The sequence below is a fragment of the Streptomyces gobitricini genome, from assembly GCF_039532985.1.
GTDB lineage: Bacteria > Actinomycetota > Actinomycetes > Streptomycetales > Streptomycetaceae > Streptomyces > Streptomyces gobitricini.
Map to the genome: position 1 here is coordinate 169,572 of NZ_BAAASR010000006.1, position 23,877 is coordinate 193,448.

The 23,877-nt window shown below is 75.3% G+C and carries 20 protein-coding genes; 9 read left to right on the forward strand and 11 right to left on the reverse strand.

The features are described from left to right. The 7 genes from ABD347_RS06455 to ABD347_RS06485 form a co-directional block, all read right to left on the reverse strand. Positions 1-1,290, reverse strand: a complete 1,290-nt coding sequence (locus tag ABD347_RS06455; RefSeq protein ID WP_344357524.1) for a beta-ketoacyl-[acyl-carrier-protein] synthase family protein — start codon at positions 1,288-1,290, stop codon at positions 1-3. Beyond that, positions 1,287-1,679 (reverse strand): 3-hydroxyacyl-ACP dehydratase FabZ family protein, encoded by a 393-nt coding sequence (locus ABD347_RS06460; RefSeq protein WP_344357526.1) that lies wholly within the window; start codon positions 1,677-1,679, stop codon positions 1,287-1,289. Before ABD347_RS06460 ends, ABD347_RS06455 begins: the two co-directional genes overlap by 4 nt. Next, positions 1,676-3,025 carry a beta-ketoacyl-[acyl-carrier-protein] synthase family protein gene (locus ABD347_RS06465; protein WP_344357529.1) on the reverse strand — a complete coding sequence of 450 codons (1,350 nt, stop codon included), beginning with the start codon at positions 3,023-3,025 and terminating at the stop codon, positions 1,676-1,678. Before ABD347_RS06465 ends, ABD347_RS06460 begins: the two co-directional genes overlap by 4 nt. Beyond that, entirely contained in the window at positions 3,022-3,489 is a 468-nt protein-coding gene (locus tag ABD347_RS06470) for a hotdog domain-containing protein (RefSeq protein WP_344357532.1), read from the reverse strand. The genes ABD347_RS06465 and ABD347_RS06470 overlap by 4 nt, the downstream gene beginning before the upstream one ends. Beyond that, positions 3,486-3,908 carry a holo-ACP synthase gene (gene acpS, locus ABD347_RS06475; RefSeq protein WP_344357534.1) on the reverse strand — a complete coding sequence of 141 codons (423 nt, stop codon included), beginning with the start codon at positions 3,906-3,908 and terminating at the stop codon, positions 3,486-3,488. The genes ABD347_RS06470 and acpS overlap by 4 nt, the downstream gene beginning before the upstream one ends. Before the next feature lie 820 nt (positions 3,909-4,728). Beyond that, positions 4,729-7,842, reverse strand: coding sequence for a sacsin N-terminal ATP-binding-like domain-containing protein (locus tag ABD347_RS06480; RefSeq protein ID WP_425575586.1), 3,114 nt, complete (start codon positions 7,840-7,842; stop codon positions 4,729-4,731). Between the two features lie 376 nt (positions 7,843-8,218). Then, positions 8,219-9,142 (reverse strand): DUF3027 domain-containing protein, encoded by a 924-nt coding sequence (locus ABD347_RS06485; RefSeq protein ID WP_344357539.1) that lies wholly within the window; start codon positions 9,140-9,142, stop codon positions 8,219-8,221. 286 nt (positions 9,143-9,428) lie between these two features. On the opposite strand from ABD347_RS06485, the gene ABD347_RS06490 reads away from it, so the two are divergent. Genes ABD347_RS06490 through ABD347_RS06505 form a run of 4 tightly spaced genes read left to right on the forward strand, consistent with a single transcriptional unit; the run spans position 9,429 to position 13,071 of the window. Then, positions 9,429-10,775, forward strand: coding sequence for an MFS transporter (locus tag ABD347_RS06490; protein WP_344357542.1), 1,347 nt, complete (start codon positions 9,429-9,431; stop codon positions 10,773-10,775). Positions 10,776-10,802: 27 nt separating this feature from the next. Further along, a complete protein-coding gene (locus ABD347_RS06495) occupies positions 10,803-11,282 on the forward strand; it encodes a DUF2771 domain-containing protein (RefSeq protein ID WP_344357544.1) in 480 nt (159 codons plus the stop codon). A 2-nt stretch (positions 11,283-11,284) separates the two neighbouring features. Then, complete coding sequence (locus tag ABD347_RS06500) at positions 11,285-12,220, forward strand: futalosine hydrolase (protein ID WP_425575591.1); 936 nt, start codon at positions 11,285-11,287, stop codon at positions 12,218-12,220. Then, a complete protein-coding gene (locus ABD347_RS06505) occupies positions 12,217-13,071 on the forward strand; it encodes a 1,4-dihydroxy-6-naphtoate synthase (protein WP_344357546.1) in 855 nt (284 codons plus the stop codon). Before ABD347_RS06500 ends, ABD347_RS06505 begins: the two co-directional genes overlap by 4 nt. An 86-nt stretch (positions 13,072-13,157) precedes the next feature. Here ABD347_RS06505 and ABD347_RS06510 read toward each other — a convergent pair whose 3' ends face one another. Continuing rightward, positions 13,158-13,541 carry a cold-shock protein gene (locus ABD347_RS06510; protein ID WP_031073201.1) on the reverse strand — a complete coding sequence of 128 codons (384 nt, stop codon included), beginning with the start codon at positions 13,539-13,541 and terminating at the stop codon, positions 13,158-13,160. Positions 13,542-13,732: 191 nt separating this feature from the next. Here ABD347_RS06510 and ABD347_RS06515 point away from each other — a divergent pair, with 191 nt between their 5' ends. Continuing rightward, on the forward strand, positions 13,733-13,981 hold the full coding sequence (locus ABD347_RS06515) for a hypothetical protein (RefSeq protein WP_344357552.1): 249 nt from the start codon (positions 13,733-13,735) through the stop codon (positions 13,979-13,981). Here ABD347_RS06515 and ABD347_RS06520 read toward each other — a convergent pair. Further along, positions 13,960-14,589: an HAD family hydrolase gene (locus ABD347_RS06520; RefSeq protein ID WP_344357555.1), complete on the reverse strand. Its 630-nt coding sequence runs from the start codon at positions 14,587-14,589 to the stop codon at positions 13,960-13,962. The genes ABD347_RS06515 and ABD347_RS06520 overlap by 22 nt on opposite strands. A gap of 459 nt (positions 14,590-15,048) precedes the next feature. Next, positions 15,049-16,041 (reverse strand): hypothetical protein, encoded by a 993-nt coding sequence (locus ABD347_RS06525; RefSeq protein WP_344357558.1) that lies wholly within the window; start codon positions 16,039-16,041, stop codon positions 15,049-15,051. A 42-nt stretch (positions 16,042-16,083) separates the two neighbouring features. Between ABD347_RS06525 and ABD347_RS06530 the strand changes: the two genes are divergently transcribed. From ABD347_RS06530 to ABD347_RS06540, 3 genes are all read left to right on the forward strand, one after another. Further along, the gene (locus tag ABD347_RS06530; protein WP_344357561.1) at positions 16,084-18,699 is read left to right on the forward strand and encodes a helicase-associated domain-containing protein; all 2,616 of its coding nucleotides are present in this window, start codon (positions 16,084-16,086) and stop codon (positions 18,697-18,699) included. A gap of 450 nt (positions 18,700-19,149) precedes the next feature. Continuing rightward, a complete protein-coding gene (locus tag ABD347_RS06535; RefSeq protein ID WP_344357563.1) occupies positions 19,150-19,302 on the forward strand; it encodes a hypothetical protein in 153 nt (50 codons plus the stop codon). A 182-nt stretch (positions 19,303-19,484) separates the two neighbouring features. Then, positions 19,485-21,152 (forward strand): DNA repair helicase XPB, encoded by a 1,668-nt coding sequence (locus ABD347_RS06540; protein WP_344357566.1) that lies wholly within the window; start codon positions 19,485-19,487, stop codon positions 21,150-21,152. Here the strand turns inward: ABD347_RS06540 and ABD347_RS06545 are convergent. Continuing rightward, positions 21,139-21,312 carry a hypothetical protein gene (locus tag ABD347_RS06545; protein WP_344357569.1) on the reverse strand — a complete coding sequence of 58 codons (174 nt, stop codon included), beginning with the start codon at positions 21,310-21,312 and terminating at the stop codon, positions 21,139-21,141. The genes ABD347_RS06540 and ABD347_RS06545 overlap by 14 nt on opposite strands. Before the next feature lie 302 nt (positions 21,313-21,614). Between ABD347_RS06545 and ABD347_RS06550 the strand changes: the two genes are divergently transcribed. Next, the gene (locus ABD347_RS06550; RefSeq protein WP_344357899.1) at positions 21,615-23,567 is read left to right on the forward strand and encodes a HelD family protein; all 1,953 of its coding nucleotides are present in this window, start codon (positions 21,615-21,617) and stop codon (positions 23,565-23,567) included. Positions 23,568-23,877: the final 310 nt, after the last annotated feature.

Sequence of the window (23,877 nt, forward strand, 5' to 3'; positions counted from 1 at the left end):
CTACGCCTCGGCCGTCGGCGCGCTCAGCACCAGCGCCACCTGCTGGCCCTCCAGCCCGCGGGCCAGCGCCACGGTGGTGCGCACCCGCAGCTCCCGTGCCTGCCGCGGGATCCAGTCGATGCCCTCGCAGCCCGGATCGGGCCGGTCGAGGTGGAGCGTCGGCGGCACGGCCGCACCGTCGATCGCCATCGCGCACACCGCCGCGTTGAGCGCGCCGGCCCCCGCGACCAGATGTCCCGTGGCCGGCTTGACGCTGCTCGCGACCACGCCCGAGTCGCGGCCGAACACCGAGGTCAGCGCCCGCGCCTCGGTCAGGTCGCCGAGCCGCGTGGCACAGCCGTGCGTGGCCACGTAGTCCACCTCACCGGCCGCCACGGTCGCCTCGCGCAGCGCCCGCCGCACGGCGGCGGCCAGCGGCCGGCCGTCCTCGCGGGGCGAGACCAGGTCGGGGTCCTGCGTCGTGCCGGAACCGCGGATCTCCGCGTACACCCGCGCCTGGCGGCGCCGCGCCGACTCCCACTCCTCCAGGACCAGGAACGCCGCTCCCTCGCCCAGCACGGAGCCGCTGCGCTCCCGGTCGTACGGGCGGAAGGCCTCGGCCTCCCGGTCGTTGCGGGTGGTGAGCACCCCCAGGCCGTCCATCTTCGACATCACCCACCACGACGAGGCGTCGTCGAAACCCCCGGCGATCACCACGTCGGACTCGCCGCCGCGGATCGACCGGAAGCCGCGCGCGAGCGCCGTCGCGCCGGCGTCGGCGGTGCCGTGGAAGTAGGAGTTGGCCCCCTTGAACCCGTGGGCGTGCGAGAGGTGGAACAGCGACGCGGACTGCAGACCCTCCACGAAGTACAGCGGGTAGAAGGCGGAGGAGGCCCGCTCGCCGAGCTGCCGCAGGTCCGCGCGGCCGTCCTCGCGGCGCGCGGCCAGGCTGCCGGTCAGCAGGTGTTCGGGGTTCGAGATCTCCTTGTTGCCGCCCACGAACACCGCCGCGCGCTCCGGGTCGTAACCCGCGGCGCCCAGGTCGAGCCCGGCGTCCTCGACGGCGAGCGCCGCGCCCGCGACGGCCAGTTGGTCATTGCGGGTGGTCATGCGCAGGGACCTGCGGTGCGCGTACCGCGTGGCGCGGAAGTCCGGCAGCTCGGCGGCGATCCGGGTGTCCAGGGAGGACGCGTCGTAGCCACGGATCGGGCCGACGCCGGTGCGGCCCTCCAGCAGCCCCTTCCAGGTCTCGCCACGGCCCTCGCCCAGCGCGGTCAGTACGCCGATGCCGGTGACCGCGACCCGCCTCATGACGCCTCCCGGTCGCCGCCGGCCGGCTCCAGACGCAGCTGCCGTACGGTGGTGATGTCCCGCCCCGCCACCCGGACGGCGGCCTTGGCGGTGACGGAGGTCCCGGTTGCCTCCGTGACGTCCACGGTGATCTCCAGCTGGTCGCCTGGCTCGGCGAAGTGCCGGTAACGGACGCGCCGGACGTCGGCCAGGGCCCAGACCGTGCCGGAGGGCGCGCCCGGGGCCGCGAGCCTGGCCGTCCTGACGATGTCGTCGAGGATCAGCACGCCCGGCAGCACCGGGAAGCGCGGGAAGTGGCTGTCGAACACCGCCAGGGTGCCGGTGACGTTGCGGACGGCGACGGCCCGCTCGCCCGGCGTCAGGTGAAGGATCTTGTCGAGCGCGGTCATGCTGCCCTTCTCTCGGAGGCGTCGGCGGGAACGCCGGCGGAGGCTTCCGCGTCGGAGGCATCCGCGTCGGAGGCATCCGCGTCGGAGGCTTCCGCGTCGGCGGAACGGACGACGAAGCAGGCGTTGGTGCCGCCGAACGCGAAGGCGTTGACCATGGCCGCGCGCACCGGCCGGCGTACCGCCGTGTTCGGTACGTAGTCGAGGTCGAGCTTCGGATCGGGGTGGTCGAGGTTGATGGTCGGCGGCACCAGCCCCTCGCGGATCGCGCCCAGTGCGGCGATGAGGTTGACGCCCGCGGCGGCCGACGTGAGATGTCCCGTCATGGACTTGGGCGAGCTGGTGCACAACTCGTGCGCGTGCCGGCCGAAGACCTCCTTGATGGCGGCCGTCTCGCTCGCGTCGTTGCCCGGCGTGCCCGTTCCGTGCGCGGCGATGTAGTCGACCCCTCCGGGCCCGAGTCCCGACTCCGTCAGCGCGTCGCGCATCGCGGAGATGGCGCCCCCGCCGTCCGGCGGCGAGTCGGTGATCCGGTACGCGTTCAGCGTGGAGCCGTAACCGACCAGTTCGGCGTGGACGCGGGCGCCCCTGGCCACCGCGGAGTCCCAGTCCTCCAGCACGGCGATCACCGCGCCCTCGCCCAGGACGAAGCCGGAACGCTCGGCGTCGAACGGACGGGAGGCCCGCTCGGGGTCGTCGTTCCAGCGGTCGGTGACCGCGCCGAGCAGGGAGAAGCCGAGGACGTCCATCCACGTCGTCAGGGCGTCGAACCCGCCGGCGAGCATCAGCGCGCACTCGCCGTCCTGGATCCTCCGGTACGCCTCGCCGATGGCGTGCGCCGCGCCCGCGCAGGCGGTGCTGACACTGATCACCGGGCCCTGGCAGTCACCCGCCCGCGCCACGGCGGTGACACCCACGTTCTGGTTGCGCAGCAGCACGTCACCGGGTGCCTGCCGGTACAGGTCGTGGAAGTCGCTGACGCTCAACTGGTGCGACATGTCCACCAGTTCCTGCAACCCGGGCCGGCCGACCGTGCCGGCCACGGCCGCGCCCCGCTCGTAGGGGTCGAGGTCCTGCCAGCCGCCGCCGGAGTCCGCGAGCGCCTCACGGGCGGCGGCGAGGGCGAACAGCGCCGCCCGCGACAGGTGGCGCCGCTGCCGGGCGGAGCCCGCCGACGCCGGGTCGAAGCCCTTGACCTGACCGGCGATACGGACGGGGAAGGCGGAGGCGTCGAAGGTTTCGAGCCGGCTCACCCCGCTGCGGCCCTCGGCCAGGCCCCGCCAGGTGTCCTTGGCGTTGTTGCCGAGCGGGGTGACCGCGCCGACCCCGGTGATGGCGACCCTTCTCATCGGCGGCCGCCCGTCACCGGCACCCTGAGCAGCCGGTCGAGCATGCGCCGGGTGTCGCCGGGCTCCTCCAGGTCCTCCACGGGCAGCAGCGCGCACATGACGGCCTCGGCCTCCATCACGGTCCGGCCGTCCACCGACACGGTCCCGGAGAGGACGGCCGTCTCCTCGCTCAGGGACTCGACCGTCCCCTCCAGCCGCAGTACGTCCCCGGGACGCACCGGCCCGTGGAAGGAGATGCCGTCCACGGACAGCAGCGCGGCGCGCCGCCGCACCCCGGTGGTGGCGATGATCAGCCAGGTGCCGGCCTGGCAGAGCGCCTCCAGCACCAGTGGCGCGGGCATCTGCGGACCGGCGCCCTCGTCCCGCCAGTGGTCCTCCAGCAAGGAGGTGAGTTTGCGGGCGCTGATGGTGCGCCCCGCCTCCCATGCGTCGATTCGGTCGATCAGGTGGAAACGCATCGTCATCCTTCGTCCGTGGACGCGTCGTCCGGGCCGGCGGTGGTCGAGAGGAACATCACGGCGTGGGCGATGGCGTAGTCACCGCTGTGCGACAGCGAGATCTCGGGGGAGGAGGCCCCGACGCGGGCCGCCCGCCTGGCGGCCCCGCCGCTCAGCCGCACGCGGGGCCGTCCCAGGGGCGTGTTCACCACCTCCACGTCCGTCCACCGCATCCCCGGCCCGAGTCCGGTCCCCAGAGCTTTCAGTACGGCTTCCTTGGCGGCGAACCGTGCCGCCAGGTGGGCCGGGCGGTTGCGCTTCTGCGCGCAGTAGCCGACCTCGCGGGCGGTGAAGATGTCCCGTTCGGCGGCCGGGTTGTCGGCCAGCAGCCGGTCCACCCGGGACACCGACACGAGGTCGACTCCCACGGCAAGGCGTGTCGTCACCGGCTCCTCCGTCTTTCGTTCCAGCACTGCCGACTTCAGATCCCGGCCGGGGTGCGGTGGATACAGGCGGAGGGCCGCCGGTGAAAAGGCGATCGCCCCGCCCACCGTGGTGGACGGAGCGATCGGCCGGGCCGCCGCCGGGACGCGTCAGGGACCCGGCCTCCCACGCCCTGGCACGCCGGCCCCACCCGGCCGGACCGCGCCCAGGCGACGCACCACGGACCACACCCCGCCCGCCCCGACCGGCCCCGGCGGGCGGGCCGTCCGGCCCGCGCGGACGGGGGCGGCGTACGCGGGCAGGCTCCTCGTGCCGACGACGGCCGCTCCACGACACCGCCCGGCGGGCGACGAGCGCGAGGCCGACGCGGAGCAGGCTCGCGCCCAGTCCGGCCGTACGGACCGTCGACCGGCGGCCAGGCAGGCCGCGAGGCACGGGGAACCACGCGCCGTCCGCCGGCAGGCAGGGCGCGGACGCCGTCCATCGGCGGCCGTCGCCTCCGTACCGGCTGGGCGGCCCGGCCCGACGGCCCCGACGGCCCTCGACGGTGACGGCCCCGTCCCGGCCCGGCCCACGGGGCACGCGGCAGGTCACCGCCTGCCAGGCGACGCGGGCACGCGCGCGCGGCCTCGGCCGACTCTCGCGACGCGGCCGGGAGGCGTGCCTTCCGGGTCCCGCGGGCGCGCGTGCCCCGGGGCGCGCGTCCGCGGCGGTCGGCGCCGGCCGCCCATGCCCCCAGCGGCCCGCTACGCCACCCCACGCGCGCGTGGGGGCCGCCCCCGCACCCGCTCACGCTCCGGGCCCCGCGCCGGACGTCCCGCTCTAGTCGAACCAGCGGTCCCGGGCCAGCTCCGCGGTGCGGGAGGGGTCCTCCAGCAGCGCCGCCACCTCGAAGCGGCGCGGCCACTGGCCGGCCGCCCACGCCAAGCCCGCCGCGACGCCCTCCAGGGTGGCGGCGTGGACCGTTCCGTCCGGGGTGCGGCGCCAGTCCAGTTCGACGCCGCCCGCGCGCAGTTCCTCGTGCTCGACGTACGTCGCGGGCGTGCCCGGACCGAGCAGGGCGTGCACCGAATCCGGTACGTCGTGCTCCTCGCCGGCCGTCGTGACCTCCGCCTCGACCTCCTCGCTCAGCCGCCGCACCTGGAACAGCTCCGCCAGCTCGGCCGCCCGCGCCGGGGCCACCGGCAGCAGGGCACGGCCCCCGGTGAGCGGCAGCAGGTCGGGGGCGTCGGCGACCAGCGCGTCGGCCGCGTCCACCACGCGCACCTCGCCGTCGACGACCGCGCGCAGCTCGTCTGGGAGCGTCACCTGCTCGGGGTCGAGGTCGGCGAGGGCGGTGTACAGGCCGTGCAGCTGCGCGGCGGTCACCTCACGGTCCGGGTCGGCGAGGCGTCCCAGCAGCTCGGCCGCGCCGCCCGGCTCGTCCAGCAGCGCGGCGACGGAGGTCCGTACACCCAGGGCGCGCAGCACCTGCGGGTCCTGGAAGCCGGTCGCGATGTCGACCGAGTCGTACAGGCCCTCCAGCAACGGGTCCACTCCGGCGGCCCGCAGCCCGGCGGGGCGGCGGCCGTCCAGCACGGGGTGGTCGCGCAGCCACCAGGCGGTGTACGAGCGGACCGTCTCGGTCGTGCCGTCCGGCAGCAGGACGCGTACCGGCTGGGTCAGCGCGTCGCGCAGCGGCGGCCGGGCGAGCAGCGACAGCGCCTGCGGCCAGGCGTCGTCGTCGACCAGGTCCAGGTCCCGTACGGCGACGATCTCGGTCGCCACCGGCGGTACCGGCGCCTCGGGCAGCCGGTCCAGTACGTCCTCGCACCACACGTCGACCGCGTCCAGCAGGCCGACGTCGTCGGGCTCGGCGAAGTCCCCGTCACCGGGCTCCAGTTCGTCCGGGTCCAGGACGACGTCCGTGGCCCGTACGAGGGCGAAGTCCGCGAGCACCCCGCAGGCGGCGAGCGGCTGCTCGCCCCACCGCTCGGCCAGTCCGGCGTCCACCAGGGCCAGTTCGTCCTCGCGCATGACGGCCGCGAACGGGCTGCCCGGCAGCACCAGTTCGCCCGCCGGGGCGAGCTCGCCCTCCTCGTCGGGCAGCGCGAGGGCGCCCAGCCACGGCTCGTCGCCCGGCTCCAGACCGGCGTCCCGTACGAGGGCGAGGACCGTCCCGGCCAGCTCGTCGGCGTCCAGGGCGTCCTCGTCCCACACCTCGCCCGCGTCCAGCGATCCGGCGACGGCCGCCCGCACCTGCGGCGTGGTGAGCACGGCGCGCGGCGTGGCGGGCAGGGCGCCGAGCTTCTCCAGGATGGGGTGGGCGGCGTCCGGGTGGGCGACCTTCAGCCCCAGCCTCGTCAGGTCGGTGGGCGTGTCCGGCAGCGGCAGCAGGACGTGGCGCGGGCCGGTCGCGGTACGGCCGCCGACGAGCGGCACGGGCAGGCCGGTCAGCCGGTCGGGGTCGACGCCCGCCAGCGACTCGTACAGCCGGTGCCACCACGCGGGGGTGCGCTCGGTGCCCGCCAGCCGGTCGATGGCGTCGCCGAGGGAGAGACGGGCCACGCCGAGGGCGCGCAGCTCGGTGCGGCGCTCCAGACCGGCGGGCAGCAGCGTCGGCAGGACCTCCGCCAGGACGCGTACGGTGTCGGCGCCGGCGCCCTCGACGACCTCGGCCTCGAACGGGCGCAGCGCGGGCGGCTCCTCGTCGCCGGGCGGCGCCGCGGGCGGCAGGAACGCCACGCGCGGCAGCAGTTCCAGCACGGCGCCGCGGATCGCCCCGTCGAGGACGCCCTTGCCGAGCGGGCCGGGCACGAGGTCGATCGTCCCCGTCGAGACGGGCTGCCAGTCGGCCAGCAGCTCGGCGTACGCGTCGGCGGCGCGCCGCACCAGGTGGTCGGTGAGCGGACCGGGCGCCGGGTGGCGACGCGTGGTGTCGAGCGGGAACGTCGCGATGAGCAGGGCGGGGATGCCGAGCGGCTCGTCGGTGGGCGTCGGGGCGTGCACGACGGGGGCGGTACGGGGGCGGGCCGGCGCGCCCGCGTCGTCCACGGGCACGGCCCAGGTGACGGACCAGTGGGGCCGCAGCCGCTCCTCGACCGGCCGGTCCTTGAGCAGCTCGGGATCGATGGCGCCCTGGTGGCTGACGGTCCGCCAGCGCCGGGTGCCGCCATCGGTGTCGTCGACGTGGACGTACCCGTCCTGTTCCCGGCGCGCGAGTGTCCGCGTACCCCTGGGGGTCTCCACGACGACGTCGGTGAGGCCCGGCAGAGTCAGCAGCAGGGCGTCGTCGATCCCGGCGAGCAGCCGTTCCGCCAGGTCCACGGCGGCGGCGTCCCGCAGCGGCAGGATCACCACCGTGTCGTAGCCCTCGGGGGCGGTGCCCTCGGCGGGCAGCGGCAGCCGCAGCAGCGGTACGTGGCCGTCGCGGCGGCGCAGTTCGTCGCCCAGGCCGGGGCTGGCCTGCGCGGCCTGGGAGGCCAGCTCGCGGGCCTCGCTCAGCGACCACCTCACGCCGCCGTGCCGGCCCACGATCGCCGGCTCGTCGGTGACCGCCAGTACGGCGGCGAACCCGACACCGAACCGGCCGACGGCGCCCTCGTGGCCCTCCCGCTTGGCGGACGCGCGCAGCGTGCTGAGCGACTCGACCCCGGTGGCGTCCAGGGGCGCGCCCGTGTTGGCGGCGGCGAGCACGGCGGGGCCGTCCGCGTCGGCGGGGTGCAGCGTCAGCCGCAGCCGTCCGGGGACGCCCGCACGGGCGGCGGCGTCGGCGGCGTTCTGGGCGAGTTCCACCACCAGCCGGTCGCGGTAGCCGCCGAGGGCGAGGTCCTCCTCGGCGTTGGCGTCCTCCCGGAAGCGCGCGGGCCCGGCTCCCCACGCGTCGAGCACCCCGCGCCGCAGCCGCGCGGTCCCGAACGGGTCGGCCCCATCGGTCGCCGTCGCCCTCACGCCCACGTCGTGCTCCGCTCTCTCGCCCTGCGTTTGCTACGGAGCCCGAAGGTACCCCCTGCGGCGGTGTCGGCGGCCCGCGCCCTCCGGTCCCCACCACCGCCCGGCCGCCGCGCGGTCGGGCGCCGCCCCGCTCCTGCCGGTGGGTGCGGGTCGAGTGCCGCCCCGCTCCTGCCGGTGGGTGCGGGTCGAGTGCCGTCCGGCTCCTGCCGGCGGGTGCGGGTCGGGTGCCGGCCGGCCGGCGCCGATGGGCGGGATGCCTCGCCATCCGGCTCCTGCCGGTGGGCGGGGTCGGGTGCCTGGGCCGGCACCGGGCGGGTCACCGGTGGACCCGGGCACGGCGGGCGGACCCGCCGGCAAGCGCGCCCGCCCGGCGGGAGGGCTAGCTGTGGCCCAGGTCCTCCGAGGCCGCGTCCGGCGGGACGGGCGGTACGGAACCGCTGTCGCGGGCGGGGCGCAGGGGGAACGCGTCGGTGCCCACCGAGTCCAGGACCGGCGGCGCCGGGCGCGGAGGCTTGGGCATCACGGCCGCCTCGGAGTGGCCGCCGCAGCCGTACGTCAGGGAGACGACACGCCCGTCAGCCGGCGAGAACTCGTTGGCGCACACGCCGAACGCCTGCTTCAGCGACCCACCCAGCGGCATCAGGAACCCGCACGACACACAGGGCGCCGGGGCTGCCTGGGCCATCGGGGTCTTCGCCCCGAAGTTCTCCTCCCACCGGTCGGCCGCCACGTGCATCCCGTACCGCGACAGCACGCGCGCCCGGCGCAGGCCCAGTTCCTCCGCGACGGCCGCGATGGAGCCCCGCGAGGGGGTGCGGGCGACGAGGTCGGCGTCCTCGGAGTCGACGAGCTCGGCCATCTCCTCCGACACGGGGGAGTTCGGCGGCGGCACGTCCTCGCCGGTGTAGCCCGGCTCCAGCCGCAGGTCGTCCTGCTCGGTCGGCAGCAGGTCGCCGGGGCCCAGGTCACCCGGGCGCAGCCGCTCGCTCCACGGCACCCACTCGGGCGCGAGGAGCGCGTCCGGTCCGGGCAGCAGAACCGTCTCGTCGAGCGTGACGACCTTCGCACGTGACGCCCGGGTCACCGTCACGGCCCAGCGCCACCCCCGGTAACCGGGCTCATGGCACTCGAAGAAGTGCGTGACGACCCGGTCGCCCTCGGCGACGACACCGGCGTGCTCACCCACCACCCCGGGCGCCGCCACCTCCGCGGCCGCCTCCCGGGCGAGGTCCACCGCCTCGGCGCACAGGCGGTCGGGGGCGGGGGTACGCGCAGTACGGCTTCGCGTCGTCGCAGCACTCACAGGTCTCGCTCATCTCCTACGCCGTCTCACAGATGCGCCGGCCGATTCGCGATGTACGGGCAGCGGGCGGAGCGGACCAACGGGCCGCATCGACGTCCGCGCCCGACGTGTCTCGGGCACACCTCACGTCATCCATTCTGCGGGATGCCGAAGAGGCGCGCGGCCGAGAACTTCCGCCGGTGGCGCGCTACGCACGCTACCCCCTCCGCAGCCCGCCGCCCACCTGCCCGCCCCAAGTAGCCCTCATCACGGTTCGCGGAAGCGGCTGCTGGGGCACTATGACGGGGTGGTAACCGTGAGGTCGTCGGAAGACGCCGGGCCGCTGCGGAGGGCGGGCCGGCGGGTGGGCCGTGCCCTCCACCTGCCGTTCACCGGTACGGCGCGCGGTATCCGAAAAGCGACGCACGCCCACGGCGCCGGGGAATCGGGTCTCGGCAAGCTGATCGAACTGCACGCCGTGAACGGCGCCGGCGACGTCATGATCACCGTCGCCCTCGCCTCCACGGTCTTCTTCTCCGTACCGACCGACGAGGCCCGCGGCCGGGTCGCGCTGTACCTGGCCATCACCATGGCCCCGTTCACGCTCCTCGCTCCCGTCATCGGCCCGCTCCTGGACCGGATCCCGCACGGCCGCCGGGCGGCGATGGCGGGCGCGATGGGCACCCGGGTGGTGCTCGCCATCGCCCTGTCCGGCGCGGTCGTCACCGGTGACCTGGAGCTGTACCCGGCGGCGCTCGGTGTGCTGGTCGCGTCGAAGGCGTACGGAGTGGTGCGCAGCGCCGTCGTACCGAGACTCCTGCCGCACGGCTTCTCACTGGTGAAGGCGAACTCCCGGGTGACCCTCGCCGGCCTGCTGGCGACGGGAATCGCCGCGCCCGCCGGGGTCGGGTTGCAGCAGATCGGGCCGCAGTGGCCGCTGTACGGGGCCTGCGTGCTGTTCGTCGTGGGAACGATGCTGGCGCTGTCGCTGCCGCACAAGGTGGACTCGGCGAAGGGTGAGCGCAAGGCCCACATGCTCACCCACGGCGAGCGCAAACCGAGCCTGCGGACGGTCGGCCCGTCCGTCCTGCACGGCCTCCAGGCCAATATCGCCCACCGGGTGCTGTCCGGCTTCCTGATCTTCTTCCTCGCCTTCCTGCTGCGCGAACACCCGCTGCCCGGGCAGAGCGCCGCGGTGTCGCTGGGCATCGTCGGCGTGGCGGCGGGCGTCGGCAACGCGTGCGGCACGGCGCTCGGCGCGCTGCTGAGGTCCCGGGCGCCGGAGCTGATCGTCGCCACGATGGTGACGCTCGCGATGACGGCGGCGCTCGTGGCGGCGGTGTTCTTCGGCGGGTTCGCGGTCGCGGCCCTGGGCGCGGTGGCGGGGCTGTCCCAGGCCCTGTCGAAGCTGTCGCTGGACGCGATGATCCAGCGGGACGTGCCGGAGGTGGTGCGGACGTCGGCGTTCGCGCGCTCCGAGACGCTGCTGCAGATGGCGTGGGTGGTCGGTGGCGCGATCGGCATCTCGCTGCCGCTGCACGGAGCCCTCGGGATGTCGGTCGCCGCGGGGATCCTGGCGCTGGGCGTGGCGGTGACCGTTCGGGGCCTGCTGACCGCCGCGCGGCGCGGCACGCCGTACCCCCGCGCCGCGTGATGCGGGACGACGTATAGCCTTCGGGCCATGACCGTTGCGTTCTTTTCCGGTAGGGCCCGCCGGGCCGGCGTCGCTCTGGGTGCCGTCTCCGCCGGACTCCTCGTACTCTCCGCCTGCGACAAGCCGACGCCGCTCGCGACCGTGACGGTCGGGTCCGACTCGGTCAACACCGAGGCGACCTGCTACAACGACGGCAAGGCCATCAAGGAGTCGCAGATCCAGTCCTGCCTGAACAAGAAGGCGGAGAAGACCATCACCGTCTCGCCGGACGACCGGATCCGCTTCGGCGTCGACCCCGAGATCGCCGAGAACGGCTGGACGCTGTTCATCGGCGGCCAGCAGGCCGAGCAGGAGCCCTACAAGAAGACGTACCGGTCGATCCCGGCCAGCGCGTTCCTCTCCAGCCAGACCGGTGAGACCTCCAACACGGCGCAGGTCAGCATCGTGGAGACCAGTGGCAAGAAGCTGACCGGCATCTGGCACTTCCAGCTGAAGAAGGAATCCTGACCCTGCGCGTCCTGGTCGTCACGGCGGTGGCGGTGGAGTCGGACTCCGTCGCCGCCGGCCTCGACGGCTACGCGGCGTCCGCCCCGCGTGCCCTGCCGTCGGGCCGTACCGTCACCCGCCTGCGGCGCCCCGCGCCCGCGCCCGCCCCTCGCGGCGCGCCCGACGGGACCGGCGCGCCCGGCACCGTCGCGGCGCCGGGCCCGGACGCCCCGGGAGGGCGGCCCGCCTCGGACGCCGCCGGCACCGGTGATCCGGCCGGACGGCACCGCCCCGCGCCCGGCGGGGACGGCACCGGCGCCCCGGCGGGCCTGCCTGTCCCGGACGCCTCCGGTGCGGCCGTGACCCACGCGGCCGTGGACGTCGTCGCGGGGGGCGTCGGCCCCGCCGCCGCGGCCGTCACCGCCGCCGTCGCGCTCACCACCTCCCCGTACGCGTACGACCTCGTCGTCTCGGCCGGCATCGGCGGCGGCTTCGCCCCGCACGCGCCCCTCGGCTCGGTCGTCGTCTCCGACGCGATCATCGCCGCCGACCTGGGGGCCGACACGCCCGACGGGTACCTCGCCGTCGAGGAGCTCGGCTTCGGCTGCTCCGTCCACCTGCCGCCGCCCGCGCTGCCCGGCCGGATCGCGGAGGCCCTGCGGGAGGGCGGGCGGCGGCACGTCGTCGCCCCCGTCCTGACCCTGTCGACGGTCACCGGCACCGCCGCCCGTACCGCCGAGCTGATCGCCCGTCATCCCCGTGCCGCCGCGGAGGCGATGGAGGGCTTCGGCGTGGCCGAGGCGGCCGCCGCCCACGGCGTACCCGTCGTCGAGATCCGCGCCGTCTCCAACACCGTCGGCCCGCGCGACCGCGCCGCCTGGCGGATCGGCGAGGCGCTGGACTCGCTGCGGGACACCTTCCGGCTGCTCGGCTCCACCGTCTTCCTGGAGGACCTGTGAGGATCGCGTACTCGCCGTGCCCGAACGACACGTTCGTCTTCCACGCCTGGGCGCACGGCCTCGTGCCGGGCGCCCCCGAGCTCGACGTGACGTTCGCGGACATCGACGTCACCAACGGGATGGCCGAGCGCGGCGAGCTTGACGTGCTGAAGGTGTCGTACGCCGTGCTGCCCTGGGTGCTCGACGAGTACGCCCTGCTGCCGTGCGGCGGCGCGCTGGGCCATGGTGTCGGCCCGCTGGTCCTCACCCGGGAGCCGGCCGACGGGAGCACGCCCCGGCCCGGGGACCTCACGGGCCGGACGGTCGCGGTGCCGGGCGAACGCTCCACCGCCTACCTGCTCTTCCGCCTGTGGGCGGCGGACGTCGTCCCCGGAGGGGTCGGCGAGGTCGTGGTGATGCCGTTCCACGAGATCATGCCGGCCGTGCGGGACGGCAGGGTCGACGCCGGTCTCGTCATCCACGAGGCCCGGTTCACCTACGGGCGGTACGGTCTGCACCGCCTCGCCGACATGGGCGAGCACTGGGAGTCCACGACGGGCCTGCCGATCCCGCTGGGCGCGATCATCGCGAAACGCTCACTGGGCGCGGACACGCTGGAGCTGCTCGCCGAGTCGGCGCGCGCATCGGTCCGCATGGCCTGGAACGACCCGGAGGCGTCGCGCCCGTACGTACGCGAACACGCCCAGGAGATGGACCGGTCGGTGGCCGACCAGCACATCGGCCTGTACGTCAACGAGTTCACGGCCGGCCTCGGCGAAGCCGGCTACGCGGCGGTGCGCGGCCTGCTGACGCGCGCGGCGGCCGAGGGCCTGGTGCCGCCCCTGAAGCCGGGCGCGCTGTCGTTCCCGTGACGGCCCGCCGGGGGCCGGGCGCACGCGTGCGACGGCCGAGGGGCGCGTGCCGCCCCTCGGCCGGGAAGCGCTGTCGTACGTACGGGTCAGACGTCCAGCTGGTCCGCCACCGCCCGCAGCAGGCCGGCGATCTTCTTGCCGTGGACCTTGTCCGGGTAGCGGCCGCGCTCCAGCATCGGGGTGATGTTCTCCAGCAGCGTCGTCAGGTCCTGCACGATCGACGCCAGTTCGTCCGGCTTGCGCCGCTGCGCCGCCGCGACCGACGGGGTCGGATCGAGGACCGTCACCGAGAGTGCCTGGTCACCACGCTGGCCCGCGACCACGCCGAACTCGACGCGCTGGCCGGGCTTGAGGGCGTCGACCCCGGCAGGGAGCACCGACGAGTGCACGAAGACGTCGCCGCCGTCGTCACGGGAGAGAAAGCCGAAGCCCTTCTCGCTGTTGAACCACTTGACCTTGCCGGTAGGCACGTCTGTCCTCGTCCTCGTACTCGATAAGAAAACTGGCTCTGGATAGCACTGCAGCGGGCCGCTCGGACCCTCCCCCGGGCTCTCGGTTCCGCTCGAGCAGGGGGACTCCAACGTCCCAAGGCTAATGGTCCAGGGGCTGGTGACAAGACGTCGCCGGTCCGTTCCTCCGGCCAGGGAACTACCCTGGCCGAATGCATAGTGAAACCCCCGTGAGCGGCGCCGCCCCCGGTGACGGACTCGTCCGTGCCGGCGGGATCGTCTTCATCGTCGGCGCCGTGGCCACTCTCGTCACTGTGGCCCCGCTGTTCCTGGGCACCGACCCGTTCCCGCCGATCGCGTACGCCGTGTGCATGCTGATGGGCGTCGGCTTCGTGATCGCCGCGGCCGGTGTGCTGCGCTCGATCGCCGCCCAGCGCCGTCAGGCGAACTCGGCCCTGTAGGCGTCCCACCAGGCGGGAAAGGCCGTGAGGTCGGGCAGGACGACATCCGCGCCGGCCGCCCGCAGCTCGTCCGCCCCGCACGGCCCGGTGGGTACGCAGACGGCGAGGGCACCGGCCGCGCGGGCGCCGCGCACGTCGCCGGTGTGGTCGCCGACGTACGCCCGCGCGCCGTGCTCGCGCAGCGCCTCCGCCTTGGCCTCGGCCCACAGCCAGCCGACCACGGCGTCCGGTTCGATGCCCAGGTGGGCGAGGTGGAGCTTGGCGTTCGGCTCGTGCTTGGCGGTGACGACGACGGACCGGCCGCCCGCCGCGCGAACGGCTTGAATCGCCTCCCTCGCGCCGGGCATCGCGAGCGTCGGCTCGATGGCGCGGGTGGGATAGATCTCGCGGTAACGGTCGCCCATCTCCTGGATCCGGTCGGCCGGGAACCAGTGGGCCAGCTCCTGCTCCAGGGGCGGTCCGAGGCGGGTGACGGCCAGGTCGGCGTCGATCCGCACGCCGGTCTCGGCGGACAGCGCCCGGTAGGCGGCGTGGATGCCGGGGCGGGAGTCGATCAGCGTCATGTCGAGGTCGAAGCCGACCGTCAGCGGGGAGAGCATGGGGGCCATTGTGCCTGCCGCCAGGTCCCGCCCCAGGGGCCGTGGGCCCCGCCCGCCGCTACCGGTCCGGGCGCCCGCCCGGGGCCGGGGCCCGGTCCGGTGCGGCGCGCGGCAGCCGTCCGGCGGCCGGACGGGAAGCCGCCAGGCCGGCGTCCGGCACGGGAGGGGCGGGAGCAGCGTTACGGGACCGCCGGCCGGAGCCGGACCGGCCGTCACGCCACACGTCCGCCGAGCCCGACCGGCGGCCGGGGAACCCTTCCCCCGTCCCGACCGAACCCGGCAGCCCCAGCGAGCACCCGGGCCGCGGCGATGCCGGACCGCGACGAGTGGGTCCACCGCCTGAAGATCGTCGGCGCCACCCGGCCCAGGTGGTCGCGCTCGCCGGCCGGGGCCCGCCGGATGCCCTGATCGGCAACGCCGCGCGGACGGTCCGCCGCTCGGGAACGACCGCCCGGGCGGCTCCGGGCGTCATGGGCGGCGCGCGCGCCAGAGGAGGAAGAGGGCCGAGGCGAGGGCCGCCGCGCGGAGGGTCCAGGGCCAGGCGGCGGCGAGCGCTTCTCCCATGGCGTCCCCGCCCGGCGGGATCGGGTCGCCCCAGCGACCGTCGAGGCGGCCCCACAGCCAGACCGCGACGCCCGCGGCGACCGCGCCCGGCAGGCCGAACACCGCCACCTTCGCCTCCGTGCGGCTGAGGCGGCCGGAGGCGTACGCCAGGAGCCAGCCGCCGAGGAGGGCGAGCCACGAGCCCAGGACGACACCGGCGACCAGCAGCACGGCGGCGGCCACCAGCATCGGGTGGCCGAACCGGAGCGGCAGCCGGAGCCGGGGGAAGCGGACGCGCGCGGGCGCCGTGGACGCGGACGCGGGCGGTGACGGGGGCTCCGGGTCCGCCGCCTCCTCCGGGGCGGGCTCCGGCTGGGGCGGGGGCTTCAGCATGTCCGGGATCTCCACCCCGCCCCGGAACCCGGGCGGCACGGCGTCCGCGCCGCCGAAGGCGCCCTCCTCGACACGCCACCAGTCCGGCTGCTCCACCGACGTGCCGGCCTCGTCCATCCCGGCCAGGTGCGGGCTCCACGCGTCCGAGGCGGGTGTCCCCGGCGGCGGCACGTCCGCGGCTCCCGCGGCGTCCGCCGCCTCCTGGGCGGCGCCCGCGCGGCGGCGGAACCGCGTGCGCGGCGTGCGCTGCTCCGGCACGGCGGGCCGCCCCGGCGCCTTCGGCACGTCCGGCGCCCTCGGCGCACCCGTCGCCGCCGCGGTGACCACCTCGTCCGGTGTGCCGAGGGCCGCCAGGATGCCCCGCACCGCGCCCGGGCTGTCGTCCTTGGCCCGCCTGCTGTCGATCTCGCCGCGCAGCGACGCCACGAGCCGCATCCGCGCCTGCGAGGACAGCTGCCGTCGCTGGGCCAGGTCACCCACCCGGCTCAGGTAGTCGAAGACCAGCTGGTCGCTCTCGATCCCCACCGTCACGACGTTAGCGCCTGCGCAGGGGCTAACGTGGTCCGGATGGGGACCGGTGAGCTCGATCGGGAGGCGCACGTGGCCGCAGGAACCGAAGGCAATGGCGGTACAGCGGCTCCGCGCACCCTCGCGGAAGCCCTGCGGGCCCGTGGCGACGAGGGCCTGGCCGCGCTGCTGCGCGCCCGCCCCGACCTGCTGGTTCCCGTACCGAGCGACCTGACGCAGCTCGCCACCCGGGCGGGGACCCGCGCTTCCGTCGTCCGCGCGCTGGAGCGGCTCGACCGGTTCACGCTCCAGACCGCCGAGGCGCTCGCGGTGGCGCCGGACCCGGCCCCTTACCGGGTGCTGCTCGGGCTGATGGCCGGCGACGAGGGCGACGCGGACACCGGGGCGGCGCTTCCGCGCGCGGTCCGGATCCTGCGCGAACAGGCCCTGGTCTGGGGCGACGACGAGCGGCTGCGCCTGGTGCGGACCGCCCGCGAACTGCTGGCGCCGTCGCCGCAGCACCCCTCCCCCACGGGCCTGGGCCCGACGGTCGCCGAGGCGACGGCGGGCATGTCGCCGACCCGGCTCCAGGAGATCATCGCGACGGCGGGGCTGCCGACGACACACGATCCGGTGTCGGCGGTCGCCGCGTTGACGGACCTGTTCACCGACCGGGAGAGGATGGGCGCGCTGCTCGACACCGCGCCGATGGAGGCCCTGGGGGTGCTGGACCGGCTGGTGTGGGGCCCGCCGTACGGCGAGGTGACTCCCGACCCGGCCCCGCCGGTGCGCTGGCTGCGCGACCGGGGCCTGCTGCTGCCGGCGACGGCGCGCACGGTGGTGCTGCCGCGCGAGGTGGCCCTGCACCTGCGCGCCGGGCGCGCGCACCGGTTGCCCGAGCCGGTGCCGCCCGCCGTCACGCCCGCCCGCGAGTACCGTCCACAGGTTGTGGACAGTACGGCGGCGGGCCAGGCGTACACCGCGCTCGCGACCGTCGAGGAACTCGCCAAGGAGTGGAACGAGGGCGGACCGGCCGTCCTGCGCGCCGGCGGCATGTCCGTACGGGACCTGAAGCGCACCGCGGTGGCACTGGACGTGACGGAGCAGGTGGCGGCGTTCTGGCTGGAGGTGGCGTACGGGGCGGGGCTGATCGCGCCGGACGGCGAGGCGGCCGAACGGTTCGCGCCGACACCGGAGTACGACGAGTGGGTCGACCGGCCGGCCGCCGAGCGGTGGGCGCGGCTCGCCGGGACGTGGCTGGCCGCGACGCGCACACCGGGCCTGGTGGGCTCCCAGGACGCCAAGGGCCGTACGCTCGCGGCGCTCGGGCCGGACCTCGACCGGGGCATCGCGCCCGAGGTGCGCCGCCGGGTGCTGACGCTGCTGGCCGGCCTCCCGGCCGGGGCCTCCCCCGACCCGGAGACGCTGCTGGCCCGGCTGCGGTGGGAGCGCCCGCTGCGGGGCGCCGCGCGGGAGAGCGGCACCGACCTGCGGGCCCGCCTGGCGAGCTGGACCCTGACGGAGGCCGAGCTGCTGGGGGTGACCGGACGCGGGGCCCTGTCGGCCCACGGCCGGGCGCTGCTGCCGGGCGCCCCGGCCCCGGGCACGGACCACCCGGTGGACGGGCACGCGCCCGAGCACCCGTGGAAGAGCCCCGCCCCCGTCCCGGCGGCGGACGGCTCCGAGGCGTCCGACGGCCGCCGCCCGGCCCACGCCGCCGTCGCCGGCCACGCGGGCGCCGCCGCGCTCCTCGCGCCGCTGCTGCCCGAGCCGGTCGATCACGTACTCCTCCAGGCCGACCTGACGGCCGTCGCGCCCGGCCCGCTCGAGCGTCCGCTCGCCGACACGCTGGCCGTGCTCGCGGACGTCGAGTCCAAGGGCGGCGCCACCGTGTACCGCTTCACGCCCGGCTCCGTACGCCGCGCCCTGGACGCCGGGCAGGCCGCCGCCGACCTGCACGCCTTCCTGGCGGCCCACTCCCGCACACCCGTCCCGCAGCCGCTCGCGTACCTCATCGACGACGTCGCCCGCAGGCACGGCCACCTCCGGGTGGGCGCCGCCTCCGCCTACGTACGCTGCGACGACGACGCCGTGCTGGGCGAGATCCTCGCCGACAAGCGGTCGGCGTCCCTGCGGTTGCGGCGCCTCGCGCCCACCGTGCTGGCCGCCCAGGCCGACCCGGCGACGCTGCTGGAGGGGCTGCGGTCCATGGGCTTCGCCCCGGCGGCCGAGTCCGCGGAGGGGGACGTCCTGATCACCCGGGCGCACGCGTACCGCACCCCGGCGCGCACGGCGCCCGCGCCGGTGCCGGAGGGACCGCCGGAGCCGGACGCCACGCTGCTGGGCGCCGCCGTGAAGGCGATCCGCGCCGGTGACATCGCCTCGACGGTCGTCCGCAAGGACGAGTCGGCCACCCCCGGTGCGGCCGGCGGCGGCGAACTGCCCCGGACCTCCGCCGCCGAGACCCTCGCCACCGTCCAGGCCGCCGCGATGACCGGCTCGGCCGTCTGGATCGGCTACGTCAACGCCGAGGGCGCGGCCAGCCAGCGCGTCATCGCCCCGGTCAGGGTGGAGGGGGGCTTCGTGACCGCGTACGACCACACCGCCGACGAGGTCCGCACCTACCCGCTGCACCGCATCACGGGCGTCGCCGAGCTGGCCGACGACGCCGTCTGACCCGCCCCGAGCCGGCCGGACGACGCCGGCCGACGACGCCGTCCGACACGCCCGGCGCGCGCGCCCGACACGCGACACGCCCAACACGCCGACGCGCCGGGCACAGGAGACGCGTCCGACGCGGATCATGCGCGCGGGCGGTGGATTTCCCGCCCGTGAGTGACCGATTGCCCACCCCAGGGGGACCTTCCGCATTCCCTGGGCGTTGCGCGGGCAGCCACCGGGCGTCCCGAACGGCACCGCACCGAAAGAGGTCGCACCATGCGTCGAGTCGCCACCGTCCTGCTGACCACCACCGCGTTCCTGTCCGCGCTCACCACCCAGGCCGCCGCGATCGGCATCGATCTCGGGGGCGGTCTCGTCCTCTGACCGCCCCTCGCGACCGGGCCCGCACCACCACGGAAGGTGCGGGCCCGTCCGCTGCCGCCGCAGACGCGAAAGGAACCCGCAATGAGCCGACGCATCGCCCTCCTGCTGACGGGCGCCGCCCTGCTGTTCACCGCCCTCGCCACCCCGGCCGCCGCCACCACGCTGCCACCGATCGGTGGTCCGCTGGCCGACCTCCAGATCGAGGGCCCGCTGTTCAACAGCCCCCTGATCTGAACCGCCGGCCCCGCCTCCCTCACCGGTCACCACGAGCCGTGGCCGGTGAGCGGCACCGGCGCCGGTCCCGTTCCCCGCCCCGGTGTGCCGCTCCTCATCCCCCGCGGCCCGGCCACTCACGCCCCCGATGGGCGACACTGGATGTTTGGCCACAGACCGCGGCCGCCAGGAAAGGGTGAGGCGTGAACGGACCCCTGATCGTCCAGAGCGACAAGACGCTCCTGCTCGAAGTCGACCACGAGCAGGCCGACGCCTGCCGGCGCGCCATCGCTCCCTTCGCGGAGCTGGAGCGCGCTCCGGAGCACATCCACACCTACCGGGTCACCCCGCTGGGCCTGTGGAACGCGCGGGCCGCCGGGCACGACGCCGAGCAGGTCGTCGACGCGCTGGTCGAGTTCTCCCGCTATCCCGTGCCGCACGCCCTGCTGGTGGACGTCGCCGAGACGATGGCCCGCTACGGGCGGCTCACGCTCTCCAAACACCCCACACACGGCCTGGTCCTCACCACGACCGACCGGCCGGTCCTGGAGGAGATCCTCCGCTCCAGGAAGGTCCAGCCGCTCGTCGGCCCGCGCATCGACGCGGACACGGTCGCCGTGCACCCCTCCGAGCGCGGTCAGATCAAGCAGACCCTGCTCAAGCTGGGCTGGCCGGCCGAGGACCTCGCCGGTTACGTGGACGGCGAGGCGCACCGGATCGACCTGGCCGAGGACGGCTGGGCGCTGCGCCCGTACCAGCAGCAGGCCGTCGAGGGCTTCTGGCACGGCGGGTCCGGTGTCGTCGTCCTCCCCTGCGGCGCCGGAAAGACCCTGGTGGGGGCGGGTGCCATGGCGAAGGCCAAGGCGACGACCCTGATCCTGGTGACCAACACCGTCTCCGCCCGCCAGTGGAAGCACGAGCTGGTGAAGCGGACGTCCCTGACCGAGGACGAGATCGGCGAGTACAGCGGGACGAAGAAGGAGATCCGCCCGGTCACCATCGCCACCTACCAGGTGCTGACGACCAGGCGGAAGGGCGTCTACCCGCACCTGGAGCTGTTCGACTCCCGCGACTGGGGCCTGATCGTCTACGACGAGGTGCACCTGCTGCCCGCGCCGGTCTTCAAGTTCACCGCCGACCTCCAGGCGCGGCGGCGGCTCGGCCTGACCGCGACGCTGGTGCGGGAGGACGGCCGGGAGTCGGACGTCTTCTCGCTCATCGGGCCGAAACGATTCGACGCGCCGTGGAAGGAGATCGAGGCGCAGGGCTACATCGCGCCCGCCGACTGCGTCGAGGTCCGGGTGAACCTCACGGACAGCGAGCGGCTCGCGTACGCGACCGCCGAGACGGAGGAGAAGTACCGCTTCTGCGCGACGACCGCGACCAAGCAGAAGGTCGCGGAGGCCCTGGTGCGGAAGTTCGCGGGCCAGCAGATCCTGGTCATCGGCCAGTACATCGACCAGCTCGACGAGCTGGGCGAGCACCTGGACGCCCCGGTGATCAAGGGCGAGACGCCGAACGCGCAGCGCGAGAAGCTCTTCGAGGCGTTCCGTCAGGGTGAGATCAGCGTGCTGGTGGTCTCCAAGGTGGCGAACTTCTCGATCGACCTGCCGGAGGCGACCGTCGCCATCCAGGTGTCGGGCACCTTCGGATCACGCCAGGAGGAGGCGCAGCGTCTCGGCCGGGTGCTGCGGCCGAAGGCGGACGGGCACCAGGCGCACTTCTACTCGGTGGTCGCGCGGGACACGATCGACCAGGACTTCGCGGCGCACCGGCAGCGGTTCCTGGCGGAGCAGGGGTACGCGTACCGGATCGTCGACGCGGACGAGCTGCTCGCGCAGGACGCGGACCCGGATCTCAGCGGCGCCTGACGCCGGCTTCCTCGGCGAACTCACCGAGGACGGCGACCTCGAACGCCGCCTCGGCGAACACCTTGATCGCGCGCAGGGCGTTGCCGAGGCGGTGCGCGGGGTGCCGGGCCGTGCCCAGGGCGGTGGCCCCGGAGGCGTGGTGGAGGCTGGTTGTGGTCATGTCTCCATGATGGTTTCCGTGCCGGGGCGGGACATCGGTCCGCAGACCGAACCGTGGCGCCGTCCCCGTACGACTCCAGGCATACGGCGTCCCCTACGGGACGGATATTCGGTCGCCCGCGTTCCTGGCGGGTCGCTAGAATCGCCGGCTTGCCCGCCTCCCTTTCGTGGAGCGCCGCCCTCCGGTCGGAAACCGGTCGGCCCGCCATCACCCCGTGTACGACCCCCGGAGGCTTCGCCGTGCCCGATCCGCTCGCGCGGGAGCGCGCCCACCTCGCCGCCTCGCGCGCCGCCCTGCGCACCATGCGCGAGGACGTCCAGGCCCTCGACATCCGTGACGTCACGGCGAACTGGGTCAACGCCGCCGTGCTGTCGGCGCAGATCGACGAGCGCGTCAAGGCGCTCGCCGACCTGTCGCACACCCCCCTGTTCTTCGGGCGGCTGGACTACCTGCACACCACGCAGGAGGGCCAGAAGTTCTACATCGGGCGGCGGCACGTCCACGACGCGGGCGGCGACCCGATGGTGGTCGACTGGCGGGCGCCGGTGTCGCAGCCGTTCTACCGGGCGTCGCGGAAGGACCCGCAGGACGTCGCGCTGCGGCGGCGCTTCGGGTACACGGGCGGGGAGCTGACCGCGTACGAGGACGAGCATCTCTCCGACCCGGCGGAGGCGGAGAGGGCGTCCCGGCTGCTCCAGGCGGAGATCGAGCGGCCGCGCGTCGGCCCGATGCGGGACATCGTCGCGACGATCCAGCCCGAGCAGGACGAGATCGTGCGCGGCGGCCTGTCCGGCTCGGTCTGCGTCCAGGGAGGGCCGGGCACCGGCAAGACGGCGGTGGGCCTGCACCGCGTGGCGTACCTGCTGTACGCGCACCGGGAGCGGCTGGCCCGCACCGGGACGCTGGTCATCGGGCCGAACCGGTCGTTCCTCCACTACATCGAGCAGGTGCTGCCCGCGCTGGGCGAGCTGGAGGTGAAGCAGGCGACGGTCGGTGAGCTGGTCGCGCACGTCGAGGTGCGGGGCGAGGACGACGCGGCGGCGGCCGTCGTCAAGGGCGACGCCCGGATGGCGGAGGTGCTGCGGCGGGCGCTGCGGTCGTATGTGACGCTGCCCGCCGAGCCGCTGATGGTGGTGCGCGGATCGCGGCGCTGGCGGGTGCCGGCGTACGAACTGGAGGAGATCGTACGGGAGTTGCTGGGCCGGGACATCCGGTACGGGGCCGCCCGGGACGCCCTTCCGCGGCGGATCGCGCACGCGGTGCTGGTGCGGATGGAGCAGGCGGGTGAGGCGCCGGACGACCGGGTGCAGGACGCGGTGGCGCGGAACCCGGCGGTGAAGGCGGTGGTCAAGGCGGTGTGGCCGGCCGTCGACCCGGCGAAGCTGGTGCTGCGGCTGCTGTCGGACGCCGCGTTCCTGGCGGAGCACGCGGACGGGCTGCTGACCGACGAGGAGCGGAAGGCCGTGCTGTGGCCGAAGCCGCCGCGCTCGGTGCGGTCGGCGAAGTGGTCGGCGGCGGACGCGGTGCTCATCGACGAGGCGGCCGACCTGGTGGAGCGCACCCCGTCGCTGGGCCATGTGGTCCTGGACGAGGCGCAGGACCTGTCGCCGATGCAGTACCGGGCGGTGGGCCGGCGCTGCTCGACCGGTTCGGCGACGGTCCTGGGCGACCTGGCGCAGGGCACGACGCCGTGGGCGACGGCGGACTGGGCGGAGGCGCTGGGGCACCTGGGCAAGCCGGACGCGGTGGTGGAGGAGTTGACGGCCGGGTTCCGTGTGCCGCGCGAGGTGATCGCGTACGCGTCGCGGCTGTTGCCGCACATGTCGCCGGGGCTGGCGGAGGTGCGGTCGGTGCGTGAGGCGCCGGGGTCGCTGGAGATCGTCCCGTGCCGGGCGGAGGACCTGCCTGCGTCGGTGGTGTCGGCGTGCCGCGCCTCACTGCGGCACGAGGGCTCGATCGGCCTCATCGCGGCGGACGCCCGCGTGCCGGTCCTCGCGGAGGCGCTGCGGGAGGCGGGCCTGTCCTGGCTGTCGCCGGGCGAGGAGACGACTCCCGAGTCCCGCCTGACGCTGGTTCCCGCCTCGCTGGCGAAGGGCCTGGAGTACGACTACGTCGTCCTCGACGAACCGGCCGCCGTCGTGGACGGCGAGCCCGACGAACGCACCGGCCTCCGCCGCCTGTACGTGGTCCTCACGAGGGCGGTCTCCGGTCTGAAGGTCCTCCACGCGGCCCCGCTGCCGCCGCAGCTCGGCTGACGGGGCGGCGCCCCGTCGCCCCCGCGTCTCGCCCTTCGCCCGCCCGGGCGCCGGATGCCGTAGGGCCCGCCCGGGCGCCGGTTGCCGTAGGGCCCGCTCCGGGGCGTCGCCGCGTACGGGGCCGCCCGCCCGGGCGCCGGTTGCGGCGGGGTCCGCTCCGTGGGGGGTGACCCGGGCTCTCCTTCGCAAGCTCAGTCGTTCTACGCCCGGAACACCCCCCACTGCCCGTCCCCCTTCCGGGACTGGCCCGGGCACACCCGTCCACGTAGGGTGGCGGGGCCGGAGGCGGGGGGTGCTCGGACGTAGGACG

Bases quoted from the DNA above. Each gene is read 5' to 3' on its own strand.
- ABD347_RS06550 (WP_344357899.1), top strand. From the start codon at position 21,615: ATGCGCGAGGACGTCCAGGCCCTCGACATCCGTGACGTCACGGCGAAC.
- ABD347_RS06455 (WP_344357524.1), bottom strand. From the start codon at position 1,290: ATGAGGCGGGTCGCGGTCACCGGCATCGGCGTACTGACCGCGCTGGGC.
- ABD347_RS06495 (WP_344357544.1), top strand. From the start codon at position 10,803: ATGACCGTTGCGTTCTTTTCCGGTAGGGCCCGCCGGGCCGGCGTCGCT.
- ABD347_RS06465 (WP_344357529.1), bottom strand. From the start codon at position 3,025: ATGAGAAGGGTCGCCATCACCGGGGTCGGCGCGGTCACCCCGCTCGGC.
- ABD347_RS06515 (WP_344357552.1), top strand. From the start codon at position 13,733: ATGCATAGTGAAACCCCCGTGAGCGGCGCCGCCCCCGGTGACGGACTC.
- ABD347_RS06520 (WP_344357555.1), bottom strand. From the start codon at position 14,589: ATGGCCCCCATGCTCTCCCCGCTGACGGTCGGCTTCGACCTCGACATG.
- ABD347_RS06545 (WP_344357569.1), bottom strand. From the start codon at position 21,312: ATGACCACAACCAGCCTCCACCACGCCTCCGGGGCCACCGCCCTGGGC.
- ABD347_RS06530 (WP_344357561.1), top strand. From the start codon at position 16,084: ATGGGGACCGGTGAGCTCGATCGGGAGGCGCACGTGGCCGCAGGAACC.
- ABD347_RS06535 (WP_344357563.1), top strand. From the start codon at position 19,150: ATGAGCCGACGCATCGCCCTCCTGCTGACGGGCGCCGCCCTGCTGTTC.
- ABD347_RS06470 (WP_344357532.1), bottom strand. From the start codon at position 3,489: ATGACGATGCGTTTCCACCTGATCGACCGAATCGACGCATGGGAGGCG.
- ABD347_RS06460 (WP_344357526.1), bottom strand. From the start codon at position 1,679: ATGACCGCGCTCGACAAGATCCTTCACCTGACGCCGGGCGAGCGGGCC.